Annotated in this window: 20 protein-coding genes; 3 read left to right on the top strand and 17 right to left on the bottom strand. The window is 53.8% G+C overall.

Translation table 11 applies throughout. From position 1 onward, the window contains the following. The first annotated feature begins 31 nt into the window (after positions 1-31). Positions 32-604 carry a BON domain-containing protein gene (locus E0L35_RS08880; protein WP_009286384.1) on the top strand — a complete coding sequence of 191 codons (573 nt, stop codon included), beginning with the start codon at positions 32-34 and terminating at the stop codon, positions 602-604. Between the two features lie 88 nt (positions 605-692). Here E0L35_RS08880 and E0L35_RS08875 read toward each other — a convergent pair whose 3' ends face one another. From E0L35_RS08875 to zapE, 8 genes are all read right to left on the bottom strand, one after another. Continuing rightward, positions 693-1,199: a ClpXP protease specificity-enhancing factor gene (locus tag E0L35_RS08875; protein WP_009287785.1), complete on the bottom strand. Its 507-nt coding sequence runs from the start codon at positions 1,197-1,199 to the stop codon at positions 693-695. Positions 1,200-1,265: 66 nt separating this feature from the next. Further along, positions 1,266-1,892 carry a stringent starvation protein SspA gene (gene sspA / locus E0L35_RS08870; protein WP_007114711.1) on the bottom strand — a complete coding sequence of 209 codons (627 nt, stop codon included), beginning with the start codon at positions 1,890-1,892 and terminating at the stop codon, positions 1,266-1,268. Between the two features lie 154 nt (positions 1,893-2,046). Further along, positions 2,047-2,814 (bottom strand): cytochrome c1, encoded by a 768-nt coding sequence (locus tag E0L35_RS08865; protein WP_009287784.1) that lies wholly within the window; start codon positions 2,812-2,814, stop codon positions 2,047-2,049. Continuing rightward, the gene (locus tag E0L35_RS08860) at positions 2,814-4,073 is read right to left on the bottom strand and encodes a cytochrome bc complex cytochrome b subunit (protein ID WP_009287783.1); all 1,260 of its coding nucleotides are present in this window, start codon (positions 4,071-4,073) and stop codon (positions 2,814-2,816) included. Before E0L35_RS08860 ends, E0L35_RS08865 begins: the two co-directional genes overlap by 1 nt. Further along, positions 4,073-4,672: a ubiquinol-cytochrome c reductase iron-sulfur subunit gene (gene petA / locus E0L35_RS08855; protein ID WP_022523917.1), complete on the bottom strand. Its 600-nt coding sequence runs from the start codon at positions 4,670-4,672 to the stop codon at positions 4,073-4,075. The genes E0L35_RS08860 and petA overlap by 1 nt, the downstream gene beginning before the upstream one ends. Positions 4,673-4,880: 208 nt before the next feature. Beyond that, on the bottom strand, positions 4,881-5,270 hold the full coding sequence (gene rpsI, locus E0L35_RS08850) for a 30S ribosomal protein S9 (RefSeq protein WP_022523918.1): 390 nt from the start codon (positions 5,268-5,270) through the stop codon (positions 4,881-4,883). A gap of 13 nt (positions 5,271-5,283) precedes the next feature. Then, positions 5,284-5,712, bottom strand: coding sequence for a 50S ribosomal protein L13 (gene rplM / locus E0L35_RS08845; RefSeq protein WP_022523919.1), 429 nt, complete (start codon positions 5,710-5,712; stop codon positions 5,284-5,286). Positions 5,713-5,896: 184 nt separating this feature from the next. Beyond that, on the bottom strand, positions 5,897-7,093 hold the full coding sequence (gene zapE / locus E0L35_RS08840; RefSeq protein ID WP_138800073.1) for a cell division protein ZapE: 1,197 nt from the start codon (positions 7,091-7,093) through the stop codon (positions 5,897-5,899). A gap of 210 nt (positions 7,094-7,303) precedes the next feature. Between zapE and E0L35_RS08835 the strand changes: the two genes are divergently transcribed. Continuing rightward, positions 7,304-7,762: a DUF1043 family protein gene (locus E0L35_RS08835; protein WP_022523921.1), complete on the top strand. Its 459-nt coding sequence runs from the start codon at positions 7,304-7,306 to the stop codon at positions 7,760-7,762. A gap of 54 nt (positions 7,763-7,816) precedes the next feature. Here E0L35_RS08835 and E0L35_RS08830 read toward each other — a convergent pair whose 3' ends face one another. Continuing rightward, positions 7,817-8,578, bottom strand: a complete 762-nt coding sequence (locus E0L35_RS08830) for a Nif3-like dinuclear metal center hexameric protein (RefSeq protein ID WP_138800072.1) — start codon at positions 8,576-8,578, stop codon at positions 7,817-7,819. A 128-nt stretch (positions 8,579-8,706) separates the two neighbouring features. Here E0L35_RS08830 and E0L35_RS08825 point away from each other — a divergent pair, with 128 nt between their 5' ends. Beyond that, positions 8,707-9,972, top strand: a complete 1,266-nt coding sequence (locus E0L35_RS08825) for a Do family serine endopeptidase (protein ID WP_022523923.1) — start codon at positions 8,707-8,709, stop codon at positions 9,970-9,972. Positions 9,973-10,018: 46 nt separating this feature from the next. On the opposite strand, the gene hisD is transcribed toward E0L35_RS08825, so the two are convergent. From hisD to mlaE, 8 genes are all read right to left on the bottom strand, one after another. Further along, entirely contained in the window at positions 10,019-11,335 is a 1,317-nt protein-coding gene (hisD, locus tag E0L35_RS08820; protein ID WP_249362114.1) for a histidinol dehydrogenase, read from the bottom strand. 25 nt (positions 11,336-11,360) lie between these two features. Next, a complete protein-coding gene (hisG, locus tag E0L35_RS08815) occupies positions 11,361-12,014 on the bottom strand; it encodes an ATP phosphoribosyltransferase (RefSeq protein WP_022523925.1) in 654 nt (217 codons plus the stop codon). Positions 12,015-12,075: 61 nt separating this feature from the next. Continuing rightward, positions 12,076-13,338 (bottom strand): UDP-N-acetylglucosamine 1-carboxyvinyltransferase, encoded by a 1,263-nt coding sequence (murA, locus tag E0L35_RS08810; protein WP_022523926.1) that lies wholly within the window; start codon positions 13,336-13,338, stop codon positions 12,076-12,078. A gap of 10 nt (positions 13,339-13,348) precedes the next feature. Then, the gene (locus tag E0L35_RS08805) at positions 13,349-13,600 is read right to left on the bottom strand and encodes a BolA family protein (RefSeq protein ID WP_022523927.1); all 252 of its coding nucleotides are present in this window, start codon (positions 13,598-13,600) and stop codon (positions 13,349-13,351) included. A 93-nt stretch (positions 13,601-13,693) separates the two neighbouring features. Further along, complete coding sequence (locus tag E0L35_RS08800; RefSeq protein WP_027959089.1) at positions 13,694-14,032, bottom strand: STAS domain-containing protein; 339 nt, start codon at positions 14,030-14,032, stop codon at positions 13,694-13,696. Continuing rightward, positions 14,029-14,688, bottom strand: coding sequence for an ABC transporter substrate-binding protein (locus E0L35_RS08795; RefSeq protein ID WP_022523929.1), 660 nt, complete (start codon positions 14,686-14,688; stop codon positions 14,029-14,031). Before E0L35_RS08795 ends, E0L35_RS08800 begins: the two co-directional genes overlap by 4 nt. Before the next feature lie 72 nt (positions 14,689-14,760). After that, a complete protein-coding gene (mlaD, locus tag E0L35_RS08790) occupies positions 14,761-15,225 on the bottom strand; it encodes an outer membrane lipid asymmetry maintenance protein MlaD (protein WP_022523930.1) in 465 nt (154 codons plus the stop codon). Between the two features lie 16 nt (positions 15,226-15,241). Beyond that, positions 15,242-16,042 (bottom strand): lipid asymmetry maintenance ABC transporter permease subunit MlaE, encoded by an 801-nt coding sequence (gene mlaE, locus E0L35_RS08785; RefSeq protein WP_035539165.1) that lies wholly within the window; start codon positions 16,040-16,042, stop codon positions 15,242-15,244. Positions 16,043-16,093 lie beyond the last annotated feature (51 nt).

The following is a 16,093-nucleotide window of genomic DNA, read 5'->3' as shown; positions in this document are numbered from 1 at the left end:
CTTTAACTGCTAGCATCAAAGGAGTCATACGATGACCCAACGCCTCTCCCCCCGCGGCTTCATGGCCGTTGCGCTTTGCGCGGCACTCTTCATTACCGGCTGCGCTAACAACTCAGCCTCCAATCAGTCCAACTATGCTCAGCGTAGCGACGATGTTGAAGCCATCGACACCACCATTGAGCGTGAAGTTGATGACGCGTTAAAGCGTGCTGACGCCCGGCTAGGCGATGCCCGCATTCGTGCCCACAGTTATAACGGCGTTGTGCTCCTGGTGGGCCAAGTACCCAGTGAAGAGCTTCGCGATATGGCGGGTGAAGTTACCAGCAACCTACGCGGTGTTACTGACGTCCACAACGAACTCACCATCGCCGCTCGCCTACCGGCCAGCCAGCGCCTGACCGACACATGGCTCACCACGAATGTCGTCAGCCACCTGGCAACCAACGACCGCATCGACTCTTCAAAAATCAAAGTCACCACCGAAAATGCCAGCGTATATCTGATGGGCCGCGTGACCCGGGAAGAGGCTGACCGTATCGTCAATGCCGCTTCCTCGGTTGGTGGTGTACAACGAATCGTAAAAGTATTTGATTACCTAGACTAATCCACTGTTTTCCCATTGCGTTTTAGCAGCCACAAAAAAGCCTCGCTTAATAAGCGAGGCTTTTTTGTGGGCGGCACACCCCAGGGTGTTATTTAACGACCCGCAGGGTGGGTTTTTTCTTCGTCTTGCTCTTAGCTTGAGACTCTTTTTCAGACGTATCCGCTGACGCCGTTGAGTCACTGTCACTCTTTTCGGAGACGGGCTCTGTGATCGACAGCTCAGGCTTACTAGAGGGCTTCTCTTCGTCCTCAATAGCGCCAAAAGAGTCGGCTCCATCACCTAGCTCAGGCTCATGACCAAAGACCATTCCTGCACCGTTCTCACGGGCGTAAATAGCGATTAAGGCCGGAGTCGGTATCATTACCTGCATAGGCTGCCCGCCAAAGCGCGCATTAAAGCCTATCGCCTGATTCTCCATAAAAAGATCACGTACTGCAGTCGGCGCCACGTTCAAAACGATCTGACCGTTTTGAACAAACTGACGGGGCACCTCAACGCCAGGCAAGGTAGCATCAACCACCAGGTAAGGCGTTAGCTCATTATCCAGCAACCACTCATAGAGTGCTCGGGCGAGATAGGGGCGACTCGATTTCATCTAGACTCCCTCCTCCTTACAAGAAAGGCTCCCTGCCCTTATCAAGCACAAAGGAGCCAAATGAATTCAAGCGCGCATCTCTTTTTCACGCTCACTTAAAGATGCCTTGAACGCTTCACGCTCGAATACTCGCGACATGTAGGACAGCAGCGGCTTAACCTGCTTCTCGGGCAATTCGATATTGAGTTCCGGCAAACGCCACAATACAGGCGCTAAACAACAATCCACCAGCGTAAACTCTTCGCTCATGAAGTAAGGCATATCCTCGAAAATTGGCGATATGCCGATCAGACTTTCACGCAACTCTTTACGCGCTTTATCTGCCTCTTTCTTTCCACCACTGCGAATCAGGTCGACCATTGGGCACCACTCGCGCTCAATGCGGTGCATCCATAGGCGGCTTTGCGCACGCGCTACTGGATAAACAGGCAATAGCGGAGGATGCGGGAAACGCTCATCCAGATACTCCATCATAACTTTGGACTCATACAGCACCAAGTCACGATCTAACAGCGTCGGTACGCTGTTGTACGGATTGAGGTCTGCCAGCTCTTCCGGTGGTTTTTCGTCGAGTACATCGACGATGTCGACGGCAACCCCCTTCTCGGCCAGCACAATGCGCACACGATGACTGAAATGATCATCACTGCCTGAGTAAAAGATCATCGACGACCGTTTGGCCACAACACCCATGAAAGCATCCTCACATCAAAACAATCTTGGATAATAACACGCCAGCGCTACCTTAGGGGAAGCCAGCTTGCTTTGCTTTGCTTTACTGCCATGCTGACAAGCAAAAGGCGCACGACTTACGCCGTGCGCCCCACTGACCATCAGCTACTGCTAATTAGTGGATATCTCGCCAGTACTCGCGCTTGAGCAGGTAAGCAATCACACCAAAAATGAAAATAAAGATCAGTACTTTAGGTGCCAGCGCCTGTGCTTGAAGCTTGGAGGGCTCACCTACATAAGCCAGGAAGTTAGTAAGATCATACATCGCCTCCTCAAATTCCGCAGGTTCGAGCTCCCCCGGCTCGGTCACTTGCAGCACGTTACAAGACTGATACTTGCCCGATAACGCATCCGGTTCTTGCCCTTCTACCGGGTGATCGGTTTCAGCACATACCAGCTCTTGCACGCCCTGCAGAGGCTCTAACACGTTCGGCATTGCCACTAGGTCAAACACCGTATTGTTAACGCCCGTGGGACGGCTAGGATCTTTGTAGAAACCGAGCAAATAAGAGTAAATCCAATCGGTCCCACGCACACGCGTCTTGAGCGACAGGTCGGGCGGCGGCGCACCAAACCAACCCTCCGCATCACCGCTGTTCATGGCGTTATGCATTTGATCGTTGTAAGCCAAATCTGACGAGAAAATCAAATTCTCTTCAACCAAATCCTGAGGCATCCCCAAGTCGTCTGCCGCACGCGAAAAGCGTTGATAGTTAAGCGAGTGACAGCCCATGCAGTAGTTAACATAGAGCTTCATGCCATTTTGCAACGAGGCCTGATCATGCAGATCAGGATCCATCGAGTGAGGCACACTTGCGCCCCCCGCAGCCATCGCGGTTACTGGCACTAAGGCGAAAAGGAGTCCAAATAGATACTTTTTCATTAGCCAGTCACCCTTTCCGGAACGGGTTTAGTCTTCTCCAGCTTGGTGTAGAACGGCATCAAGACAAAGAAGGCGAAATAGATCACGGTGCACGCCTGGGCTAGCAGTGTCCTACCCTCTGTCGATGGCAACACACCTAAAACACCCAGGATGACAAAACTGATAGCAAACAGCAGCAGCATGACTTTCGACATCCAGCCTTTGTAACGCATAGAGCGCACGGGGCTACGATCCAGCCAGGGCAGAACAAACAGGATTGCAATCGCCGCGCCCATAAAGATAACCCCTAGGAACTTGGCGTCTAAACCAAAGACCGAGAAGGTGATGGCGCGGAGAATGGCGTAGAACGGTGTCATATACCAAACGGGGGCAATGTGATCTGGTGTCTGCAGCGGGTTCGCCTGATCAAAGTTAGGCCGCTCAATAAAGTAGCCACCACCTTCGGGGAAGTAGAACACCACTACGCAGAAAACGAACAGGAACACTGCCACACCGACAAGGTCTTTCACCGTGTAGTAAGGGTGGAAAGGAATTCCATCCAACGGCACACCAGCCTCATCCTTCTTCTGCTTGATATCAATGCCGTCCGGGTTATTCGAGCCCACCTCATGCAAAGCAATGATGTGCAGCACAACCAGTGCCAGAATAACGATTGGCAGCGCAACCACATGCAGTGCAAAGAAGCGGTTTAGGGTAATGCCTGAAATCAGGAAGTCACCACGCACCCACTGTGCCAGGTCAGGGCCGATCGCCGGAATCGCTGAGAACAGCGAGATAATCACCTGCGCACCCCAGTAGGACATTTGCCCCCACGGCAGCAGATAACCCATAAAGGCTTCCGCCATTAGCACCAGGTAAATAGTCATGCCGAAGACCCACACTAACTCGCGCGGGGCTTTATAAGAACCGTACAAAAGGCCACGGAACATATGCAGATAGACAACGAGGAAGAAGGCGGAGGCCCCCGTGGTGTGCATATAGCGAATCAACCACCCCCATTCCACATCACGCATGATGTATTCGACGGAATCGAAGGCACCTTCAGCTGAGGGGTTAAAGCTCATGGTCAACCAAACCCCGGTGAGGATTTGGTTGACCAGCGCCAGCAGCGCTAACGAGCCAAAGAAGTACCAGAAATTGAAGTTTTTCGGCGCGTAATATTTGGAGAGGTGCTCTTGCCACATCTGAGTAGCAGGGAAGCGATCATCCACCCAACGCATGAGGCCTTTTTCCGCCTTGGCTTTATTCGGATTACCCATTAGGCAGTCTCCTCATCTTCGCCGACGATAATGATATCGTCATTCTCAAAGCGGTAGGGTGGAACCTCAAGATTGGTCGGCGCAGGAACGTTGTTAAATACGCGACCAGCCAAATCAAAGCGGGAACCGTGGCATGGGCAGAAGAAACCACCCGGCCAGTTATCAACGCCTACGCCCTCTGCGTCGGGTTCAGGCCGGAATAACGGCGAACAGCCTAGGTGAGTACAAATACCGATCAACACCCCAATCTCGGGCTTGATAGAGCGCAATCCACCCTCGATATAAGCGGGCTGTTGTGGCTCTTCCGAATCCGGATCGGCCAGTTGCTCACCGCTCAGCGACTCAGTACGCTCGATCATTTCCGGCGTGCGATTAATGATCCATATTGGCCGACCACGCCACTCAACGGTCATACGCTGCCCAGGCTCAAGCTTGGAAATATCTGCTTGAACGGGAGCACCCGCCGCTCTTGCTTTGGCACTAGGCTGCCAAGAAGCCACAAAGGGTACCGCTACCCCGACAGCACCTACCGCACCCACAACGGAGGTGGCGCCTACGAGGAAACGGCGTCGGCCTTTGTTTACGCCGTTATCTGCCATTTCAGGTTTCTCCCATCAGCTTACCCGTTCCGCCACAAAGGCGTCTTGCGGCGACGAATATTAATTACGCTCTATGGTAAAAAAACAAAGCGCTGTGCACAAGAACAACCGCTCGTGACCATAGTGGTACGAGCAATATAATTTTTTGATATTCCAATAAAAAACGCCCAGGTCGATGACCTGGGCGTTTTTCCGCATAGCGTAAAAATTAACGCTTCGAGAACTGCGGACGACGACGTGCTTTGCGCAGACCGACTTTCTTACGTTCAACTTGACGTGCATCACGCGTTACGTAGCCAGCGGCACGTAGCGAAGGACGCAGGTCTTCATTGTAGTTCATCAGGGCACGTGTAATGCCGTGACGGATCGCACCAGCTTGAGAAGAACCACCACCACCAGCGACAGTCACGAAGATGTCAAACTGGTTCAGGGTTTCAGTCAGTTCAAGCGGCTGGCGAACAACCATACGACCGGTAACACGACCAAAATAGAGGTCAAGGTCTTGGTTGTTGACAGTAATTTTGCCAGAGCCCGGCTTCATAAACACGCGAGCGGTGGAAGTCTTGCGGCGCCCGGTACCGTAATACTGCTGTGTCATGGCGAAGATTTCCTCAGAGGTTCAGTTCAAGCGGCTGTTGGGCAGCATGCGGATGCTCGTCGCCAGCGTACACTTTCAACTTCGTGTACATGGCACGGCCCAAGGGACCTTTCGGCAACATACCTTTAACGGCAGACTCAATGATACGCTCGGGCGCATGATCAAGCATTTTGTCGAATGTCATAGAGCGCAGACCGCCCGGGTAACCAGTGTGGCGGTAATAGGTTTTAGCCTTCGCCTTATTACCAGTTACGTGGACTTTCTCTGCGTTGATCACGACGATGTAGTCGCCAGTATCAACGTGAGGGGTAAATTCGGGCTTATGCTTGCCACGTAGGCGGCGAGCAATCTCGGTTGCCAGACGACCGAGCGTTTTGTCCGTAGCGTCGACTACATACCAGTCGCGCTGGACGGACTGCGGCTTAGCACTGAACGTCTTCATGGATGAAATCACCAGATTAAATGTATTGGGTGACTTACACCGTTGTACGGCGAAGCACCATCCCTATTCTTTTTGGTTGCTGGTTTAACCCAGCAACATGCAGCGAGGCGGCATTCTACAGTAAGGCTACTGACAAGTTAAGCCGTATCGTGACTTTTTTACTGACCCGACACCCCGTCAGGCTTTAAGGCTTATGCGCCAGCGCCAAGTACTCCTTGGACTGCATCTCTTGTAGACGCGACAAAGTCCGCTGGAACTCGAACGTGAGCTTGCCATCGCTATACAGCTCTTCAATCGGCGCTTCCGCGGACATCAGTAGTTTGACGCCACGATCATAAAACTCATCGACCATATTGATGAAGCGGCGCGCCTGATCATCCTGCTTGGCATTCATACGCCTCACATTGGAAACCAGCACCGTATGAAATTCCCTGGCCAGTTCAATATAGTCATTTTGACTGCGCGGCCCGTCACACAGCTCAAGAAACTCAAACCAAGCGACATCATCATGCAGCCGACGCGTTTTCAACACACGGTGATTTACCTCTAGCGACGCCTCTGACTCGCCTTTGTGCCCGGCTATTTCCCGAAAGCTACGCGATAGTTCGCGCTCAGCCGCTTCATCCAGCGGCGAGTAGAAGATGGCCGCACGCTCCAATGCGCGCAGTCGATAATCCACCCCTGAATCGACATTAACCACCTCACAATGACGATTCACAAGCTCAATGGCTGGCAAAAAGCGCGCCCGCTGCAGGCCATCTTTATATAAATCATCAGGTACGATATTAGAGGTCGCCACCAATACCACTCCGCGCTCAAATAACGCCTCTAGCAAGTTGGCAAGAATCATCGCATCGGTAATATCTTTGACGAAAAATTCATCAAAGCAAATAACACGCGCCTCAGTGGCAAACTTACCCGCGATTAGGGTCAGTGGATTCTTTTCACCTTTATAGTGGGTCAGCTCGTTATGGACACGCTGCATAAAGCGGTGAAAATGGGTACGCATTTTGTCGGGAAAGGGCAAGGCTTCATAAAAGGTATCGACCAAGTAGGTTTTGCCCCGCCCTACCCCACCCCAAAAATAGAGGCCTTGGATATCAGGCAAGACAGGCTCATCAGCCAATGAGGATTTCTTGCCCATGAAACCCGCCATCTTGGCTTTTAACCCTTTATGGAGCCCCTTATTCGCAACCAGAGCTTTGGGAACGGTTGTTGGCGCAGCGACAAGCTCATCATAGAGCCGCTGTAGATGCTTTACGGCCAACTCCTGCGCTGCATCATATTGAAAATCATCGCGCTCTAAGTCCGCCCGATAGCGCTCTATAGGCGATGCAGGGCGCGTTTTTGACGATGCCCTACTCGCAGTTGTTGATAACATGCACTCGCCTCCCACAGCATGTAAGGCAGCCGCCAGTACATGACTGGCAACCTTGAAAAGGTTGTGATTATACCTGTAGAGACATCTAAGCGCATGAGCGGATTGACCCAACCGGCTGAGTGACGCCTATAATGGCAGCCTGTTTGATTCTTAAGCTGCTAGCATATGCAGCCTCTAAATCATTATATTCAAGGCGCCAGGGAGAACACTGTGGACGCGAGCTCACCATTAACGTTTGCCATAATCGGTTTTATCGTCGGCCTGATCATTGGAGCGGTTGCTTATCGCCTCTTCAGCAAAAGCCAGCGTGAAGCGGCTTCCATGCGCCAAAAGCTACTCGAACGCGAGCACCAGATTGCCGAGATGAAGAGCAGCGTGGGCAGCCATTTAACGGGTATTTATCAACGCCTAAGCAATATACGCGATGAAGCCAACCAGCTTGAGCTTCAACTGAAAGAGGACGCCGCGGAGTGGGATATTCGCGACGCTGCTATTCAGCCTAGCCTTGATCTCTCGGGTATTGATCCAGCGCGCGAGCAGCAGACGACGGCAGACGCCAGCTCCCCTTCGACGCCACGTGACTACGCGGATGGTAAGGGCGGCACGCTGTCAGAAGACTTTGGCTTGAAGAGCAATGAGGCGGCGACACCACAGCCACCGCGCTACTAATAATGATTGATCAGCCCCGGCTTCTGTTATCGGTGATCCGGGGCATTTAATGCGTTAAGCGGGATTATCAATATCCACAAAGCGGTGCTCAACGTCATACTCATCGCTTAGCCACTCGCCCAGCGCCTGAACACCATAACGTTCAGTGGCATGGTGCCCGGCGGCGATATAATGAATACCCATCTCCCTCGCCAGGTGAGTGGTTCGCTCGGATATCTCACCCGATACAAATACCTGTGCGCCCGACTCATAGGCGTCGGTGATCATGTCCTGCGCACCACCGGTACACCAGGCGATGCGCTCAATATCTCCCACCTGCGGGGCTTCAATGACCAACGGCTTGCGCTGTAAGGTTTGCGCTATTTGCGCTGCCAGCTCACTGACTGAGTGTGGCTGCGGTAATCGTCCTGACCACAAAAGCCCCTCCCCCAGCGCGCCATCAATGCATCCCTCTACTTTCCACCCCAAGTGACGGGCTAACTCCGCGTTATTGCCCATCTCGGCATGCGCATCCAGAGGCAGATGATACGCTAACAGACTAATGTCATGATCAAGCAGGGTTTTAATCCGCCGCTGCTTCATACCAGTAATCGCCACGGGCTCGTTTTTCCAAAAGTAACCGTGATGCACCAGCACCATATCTGCCTGCCAGGCAACGGCTTCGTCCAGCAGCGCTTGGCAGGCAGTAACACCGGTCATGATGCGCTTGACGTGCTCACTGCCCGCCACCTGTAAGCCATTAATGGTAAAATCTTTAAACTCTGCCGCACGTAACTGATGGTCACAAGCCGCTACTAGTTGATCACGATGAATCATATTGAGTCCTTTATTGATTTAACCGCACCCGTGAGGTAGCTGCTAAGAAAGTGTTACCATAAAACCATTGTAAAACTCGCTGCTTTATATCGCGAACAGCGAGACTGACCCGTTAAGGAATTGATTGCATGCGACGCTACGTGCTGCCTTATCTCTGGCCTGTTATCACTGGCGTACTGCTCGCGGTGGTGATTCTCTTCGCACTCCCCGAGCAGTTGCCCAACCCGTTTCGTGACTCGTCGCCTCAAGCCCCCCAAGTCGCCGCGCCGGTCATCTCGACGACACCAGAAGTGGTAGAACCCAACCCTAGTCGCCCTGCGCCTGAAATTCATCAGGCAGCGCCGCTTTCCCGGAACAAAGGCCCCGTCAGCTATGCTCAGGCAGTGGAGCAAGCCGCGCCGGCGGTAGTAAATATCTACTCATCGCGCATCGTTGAGCGCGACCAGCACCCACTGATGTCAGATCCATTTTTTCAGCAATTTTTTGATAACCAGGGAGATGACGCGACGACCCATCAACGCATGCTCTCAAGCTTGGGCTCTGGCGTTATAGTCAGTGAGGACGGCTACGTACTAACCAATCACCACGTCATCAACGGCGCCGATGAAATCCAGGTCGCTCTGCGCGACGGACGCGAAACCCTGGCAGAGGTGATCGGCACAGATCCTGAAAGTGATTTAGCCGTGCTAAGAATTAACCTGGACGATTTGCCAGTCATTGAACTCACAGACTCAGCCGACGTAGCGGTAGGCGACGTAGCGCTCGCTATTGGCAACCCTTTTGGTGTCGGTCAGACGGTCACCATGGGTATTATTAGTGCCACGGGGCGCAATCATTTAGGGCTAAACGCCTATGAAGACTTTATTCAAACAGATGCGGCTATCAACCCGGGTAACTCAGGTGGCGCGCTGGTCAATCCTGAGGGCGCCATGGTCGGCATTAATACGGCTATTTTCTCGCGCTCAGGTGGCTCCCAAGGCATTGGCTTTGCCATTCCTGCCAACCTTGCCCACAGCATTCTGGATGAACTGGTCACTCAAGGACGGGTAATTCGTGGCTGGTTAGGCATTGAAGCGCAAGCACTATCACGGGAACTGGCAGCCTCTTTTGGACTGCAAACACCCCAAGGTGTGATCGTCGCGGGGGTTGTCAGCGGAGGGCCTGCCGCGGAAGCGGGGCTAGAGCCAGGCGATGTGCTTCTCTCTGTCAATGGCCAGCCGATTCTGGATGCCCGCACCACGATGAGTGAAATCGCCTCTATCGCCCCCGGCACCTCGCTACCACTCACCATCGTCCGTAGCGGCGAGCGCCTGGAGATGACCCTCGAAGTGGGCGAACGCCCACTCCCTACCATCCCAATTAATGAAGAGACTCCTGGTCCACGCGACTCGTAGCCTGTTTACAAAACGCGCTGGCGTAGCGCAAAGCGCATTGGCAGTATCAATCGCGAATCCGGTACTCCGCGGAGCGGGCGTGGGCGGTGAGTGATTCACCTCGCGCCAATACCGAGGCGATTTTGCCCAGCTCAGAAGCACCGCCTGCGGAGCAGTGAATAATCGAAGAGCGCTTCTGGAAATCGTAAACCCCCAACGGTGAAGAGAAGCGCGCCGTGCCAGAGGTAGGCAGCACGTGATTTGGCCCAGCACAGTAATCACCCAGCGCCTCGGCGGTGTAACGCCCCATAAAGATTGCCCCGGCATGGCGGATATCGTCCAACCATGTCTCGGGGGCAGCCACCGATAGCTCCAGGTGCTCAGGAGCAATCCGGTTAATCAACGTAATCGCTTCTTGGGCGTCCTGGCAGAGCACTAACGCTCCTCGCTTACGCAGCGACTCACGCACGATCTCTTCGCGCTCTAAGGTCGGCAACAGCCGCTCAATTGCCGACTCCACAGCATCTAAGTGCCCGGCATCCCAGCTCACCAAGATCGCCTGGGCATCTTCGTCGTGTTCGGCTTGAGAAAATAGATCCATTGCCAGCCAATCGGGATCAGTCTGACCATCGGAAACCACCATAATCTCCGAGGGCCCGGCAATCATATCGATACCCACCTGACCAAATACTGCACGCTTCGCCGTGGCCACATAAATATTGCCCGGCCCAACTATTTTATCGACTCGGGGGACACTTTCAGTGCCGTAGGCAAGCGCGGCTACGGCCTGAGCGCCACCGATGGTAAACACATAGTCGACTCCCGCCAGGTGGGCCGCTGCCAGCACCAACTCATTGAGCACGCCATCCGGCGTAGGCACGACCATAACGATTTCGCGCACACCGGCCACATGGGCCGGAATCGCATTCATCAGCACTGACGAGGGATAGGCAGCCTTGCCGCCAGGAACATAAATACCGGCGCGATCCAGGGGGGCAACTTTCTGCCCCAGTACCGTGCCGTCTGCTTCTTCGTATTGCCAGGAGCTGGGCTTCTGACGCTCGTGGTAGCACTTAATCCGCTCGGCGGCGCTGGAAAGCGCCTCGCGCTGCTCAGCAGGCAAGTTATCAAACGCTCTTTTCAACTGCTCGGGCGTTAACTGCAATTCGTCCATCGAGGTAGCCGCAAGTCGGTCAAAACGATTCGTGGCTTCCACTACCGCAGCATCGCCGCGCTGCTTTACACTGGCAAGAATTTCTTCGACCCGCGCCTGCACCGCTTTGTCAGACACCCCTTCCCAATCTAACAGCGCATCAAGTCGATGGTTAAAGGCATCATCGCTTGTCGATAGGCGTGAAATCGTTGCAGTCGTCTGTTTGCTCATGGGTTCACTCATGGGTCACCTCACATCATTCGGCAAGCTGGGTCTGACGCTTTTTGACCGCACTGTCCAAGCGCTCTAGTAACGGCTTAATACGCTCATGCTTCATGGTCATGGCGGCCTTATTCACCACCAGCCGGGTGCTGATATGGGCAATAAGCTCACGCGGCTCCATACCATTCGCCCGCAGGGTATTGCCAGTATCGACGATATCGACAATTTCATCGGCGAGATTCATTAACGGCGCCAGTTCCATAGCGCCATAAAGTTTGATCACCTCAGCCTGAATTCCCTGCTCGGCGTAGTAGCGTCGCGCCACGTTAACAAATTTCGTTGCCACCCGACGCCGGGCACGGGCTGGCAACTGGCCGGTCACACCCGCGGTCATCAACTTACAGCGGGCAATTTCCAAATCCAACGGCTCATAAAGCCCTTCGGCACCGTGCTCAAGCAGCACATCTTTACCTGCGATACCGACATCGGCTGCCCCTAGCTGAACGTAGGTGGGCACGTCGGTGGCACGGATAATCACCAGTTTTACGTCGGGCAAGTTGGTATCAAATAGCAGCTTACGACTTTTGCTTAAATCCTCTGCAGGTGTAATACCCGCATCGGCCAGTAGTGGCAGCGTCTCTTCCAGAATACGGCCCTTCGAGAGGGCTAAAATCAGTTGCTTACTCATCGTGTTGCCCAGTGGTTATTAGCATGCAGGGGCTTAGCAGCAGAGACTCAGTAGAAATGGTCTAGCCAGGAATACGGCGAATGCGCGCACCCAGCAGCTGCAATTTCTCTTCGATACACTCGTAGCCACGGTCAATGTGATAGATGCGGTCTACTAGAGTTTCCCCCTCGGCCATCATGGCCGCAATCACCAGCGAAGCCGACGCGCGCAGATCGGTTGCCATTACCGGTGCACCGGAAAGCTTCTCGACCCCCTCAATCAAGGCGGTGTTGCCCTCCAGCACGATATTGGCGCCCATTCGGTTAAGCTCTTGAACATGCATAAAGCGGTTTTCGAAGATCGTCTCGACCACCCGAGAGTGCCCCACGGCCACAGCGTTCATGGCCACGAACTGCGCCTGCATATCGGTTGGGAACGCTGGATAAGGCGCAGTACGAATATTCACCGCCTTAGGACGCTTGCCGTGCATATCCAGGGCGATCCAGTCGTCTCCACTGGTGACTTCCGCACCCGCCTCTTCCAGCTTGGCAATGACCGCGTCCAGGATATCGGCCCGGGTGCGCTTGACCTTCACCCGTCCGCCAGTCATGGCGGCGGCAACTAGAAAGGTGCCTGTCTCGATACGGTCGGGCATGACATCGTGCTCGCAACCGTGCAGTTTTTCGACGCCTTCGATAGTAATGGTGTCAGTGCCTTGACCGCAGATTTTAGCGCCCATTTTGATCAAGCACTCAGCCAAGTCGACAATTTCAGGCTCGCGGGCAGCGTTTTCCAGAACGGTTTTGCCATCGGCTAGGGTCGCCGCCATCAGCAGGTTTTCGGTACCGGTCACTGTCACGGTATCAAAGTAGATAGTTGCCCCTTTTAGACGACCGTCCACCCGCGCGCGGATATAGCCAGCCTCAACGCGAATCTCCGCCCCCATGGCTTCTAAACCGCGAATATGCAAATCCACCGGGCGCGAGCCAATGGCGCAACCACCGGGTAGCGATACATCGGCTTTACCGAAGTGGGCAAGCAGAGGGCCCAACACCAGTATCGAGGCACGCATTTTCTTAACCAGCTCATACGGTGCGTGACACTGAGTGACTTGGGAGCCATCCAACTGAATACTCAGCTTTTCGCCCATCACCGGCTCAACGCCCATGCGGCCGAGCAGTTCTAAGGTGGTGGTAATATCCTGTAAGTGCGGCAAGTTACCAATCACCACGGGGCCATCGGCCAACAGGCTGGCACACAGAATAGGCAGCGCCGCATTCTTAGCGCCACTCACCCACACTTCACCGTCTACCGATCCATTGCCGGTAATGATTAATTTATCCATGGGGCGACCGTTATTGAACGTTTTCCGGTGCAGTTTGCCACTGCACCGGGGTAAACGTTTTGATGCTAATAGCGTGGAGCGCACCCGAGGCGATCTCATCACTCAGCGCAGCGTAGACAAGCTGCTGACGTTTGACCGGAGAGAGACCTTCAAAGGCATCGCCAACCGCAATCACCTGAAAATTACAGCCTTCACCCTGGATATGGAACTGACATCCGTCGATACGGGATTCAAGCAGTGCTTTTACCTCGTTGGGTTGCATGGCGCAGAAAACTCCTTTGGGGTCATCGTTATTAATGAACGTAATTGGGTCGACATAATAAAGAAAAGCAGTGCGCTTGGCGATGCCGGAGCGTTAAACGGCCAGAGTAGCCGCAGGCTGATCGATCAAAGCATCCAACTCAGCCAGGGAGGCAAGTCGGCGTAGCGGCGCTGAAAAAAGAATGGCTTGGATATGGATACCGCGCTGCCGACAAATTCGGAGCCATTCAAACAGCACGCTAATGGCAGCGCTGCTAGCCTTCTCAATGCGACTAAAGTCTAAGCTAAGCGAAGTTAGCTCGGTGTGCTTGAGCCATTTAACACCACAGGCGGCCAAATCGGCCGCCAAGGATACCTCCACATCACCTTCCACCAGCAAGGTAGTGTTTTCTACACTAACCGTTACACTGGGGCGTGAAAACAGCACTGTCACGCATCGCCTCCCTGCTCAAGCTCTTCAACGCCCACTTCAGGTGACCATCCGTCAATAACCGCGTCATAATCACGATTGTTATCGCGCATGGCTTGGTCAAACTGATTGCGGAACGTCAGACCTAGATTAATACCGTTAACGATCACGTTAACCACCCGCCACTCGCCGTCGGAGAGTCTCAGGCTATAGCTTACGGGGTACACCTTGCCGTTATTGGCCACCACTTCCATGGCAACGCTGGCCTGGTCGTCATAGCGCTGAGCCTGCTGGGCATTCAGCACCCGCAGCTCATCATAATCAAACGTCACTAGCCCACGAGTATAAGTATCAATCAGCGTTTGGCGAAACACATCGACAAAACGACGGCGCTGCTCCGGGGAAGCGTTGCGGAAGTAGTTCCCCATCACGCTGGCCCCGATATAGCGGAAATCCGCCACTTGTTCGAGGTTGCTATCCACTAACGCCTCAAGCTCGCTAAGATTATTGGCGTAATAATCCTTGCGACCTTCGAGTTCCGACATCAGTGACTCAACGTTATCGCGAATCATTGCTTCTGGTGTCTGAGACTGCGCCTGTGACTGCAGTGGCACCATTAACGCCGCCATCATCATTACCACCAATAACCAACGACCCATCATCAAGTTCACTCCATTCATAACCATCATCTCCCCACCCGGTATTGCACTGGGCCCGTTATTACACTGGATTAGTGCCTGCCGTTTGAAACACTAGTTAGTTGCCATATTGGACACAAACTGCTGGATAAGTTCTTCCAACACCAGTGCCGACTGGGTGTCACGAATCGTATCGCCATCCTCAAGCATTTCAGGGTCGCCGCCCACGCTAAGGCCAATGTACTGCTCACCTAATAAGCCTGCAGTCAGGATCGAGGCAATCGAGTCTTTGGAGAGCTGACCCTCAAGCTCGCTATCCAGGCTAAGAACGACCCGCGCATCGAACCACTGCGTATCCAGCTCAATGGCTTCTACCCGCCCCACTGTCACACCCGCCATGGTGACCCTGGCACGGGGTTTTAAACTACCAATATTGGCGAAGTTGGCCTCTAACTGAAACGACTGCGTGGGCGCTGAGAGCGTCAGTCCACTCACACGTAGGCCGAGGAACACCAGCCCCAGAATGCCCGCCACCATAAACAGGCCCACACCGAACTCCATGGTTTTACTGCGTTTCATGAAACTGCTCCAGCCATTAAAGGCCGCCAAACATAATGGCGGTCAACACAAAATCAAGCCCCAATACTGCAAGCGACGAATACACCACCGTGCGCGTAGTAGCGCGGGAAATGCCTTCAGAAGTGGGCACCAAATCATAACCTTGAAATACCGCGATCCAGGTCACCACCAAAGCAAATACGGCGCTTTTGATCATGCCGTTACCGATATCACTGATAAAGGCTACATTGGCCTGCATGTTGCTCCAGTAAGAGCCCTCGAAGACGCCTAGCCACTCCACGCCCACCAAGTAGCCGCCCCAGATGCCCACGACACTAAACCCAACCGTTAAAATAGGCAGTGACACAAAGCCTGCCCATAGGCGTGGCGCCACCACGCGGCGCAGTGGGTCAACACCGATCATCTCCATGCTGGTGAGCTGCTCTGTCGCTTTCATTAAACCGATCTCGGCGGTGAGCGCAGATCCCGCCCGGCCAGCAAACAGTAGTGCTGCCACCACTGGGGCTAACTCCCTCAATAGCGACAGTGCCACCATTTGTCCCAGCGCCTGCTCAGCCCCGAAATCGACCAAAATGGTATAGCCCTGCAGTGCCAGCACCATGCCGATAAACAGCCCCGACACCAATACAATGGCTAACGAAAGCACGCCCACAAAGTGCATCTGGTGCAACCATAATCGCCAGCCTTCCCGGGAAGGCACGCCGACCACCGACTGGAATAGAAACACGCCCGCTCGACCCAATGCTTCCATTAAGTCGCACCCTCGGCGCCCCAGCCGTGTAACACGTGCGGCGCTATTAGAGAACTTTGACTGCATTAACTCTGCCCTTTATTTACCCTGCATTGGTGCATTTAAGCGCCTTATGTC

The organism is Halomonas sp. ATBC28 (genome assembly GCF_005937175.1).
Taxonomy (GTDB): Bacteria; Pseudomonadota; Gammaproteobacteria; order Pseudomonadales; family Halomonadaceae; genus Vreelandella; species Vreelandella titanicae.
Note: the sequence above shows the minus strand (reverse complement) of the source record. Positions and strands in the feature narration are given on the sequence as shown.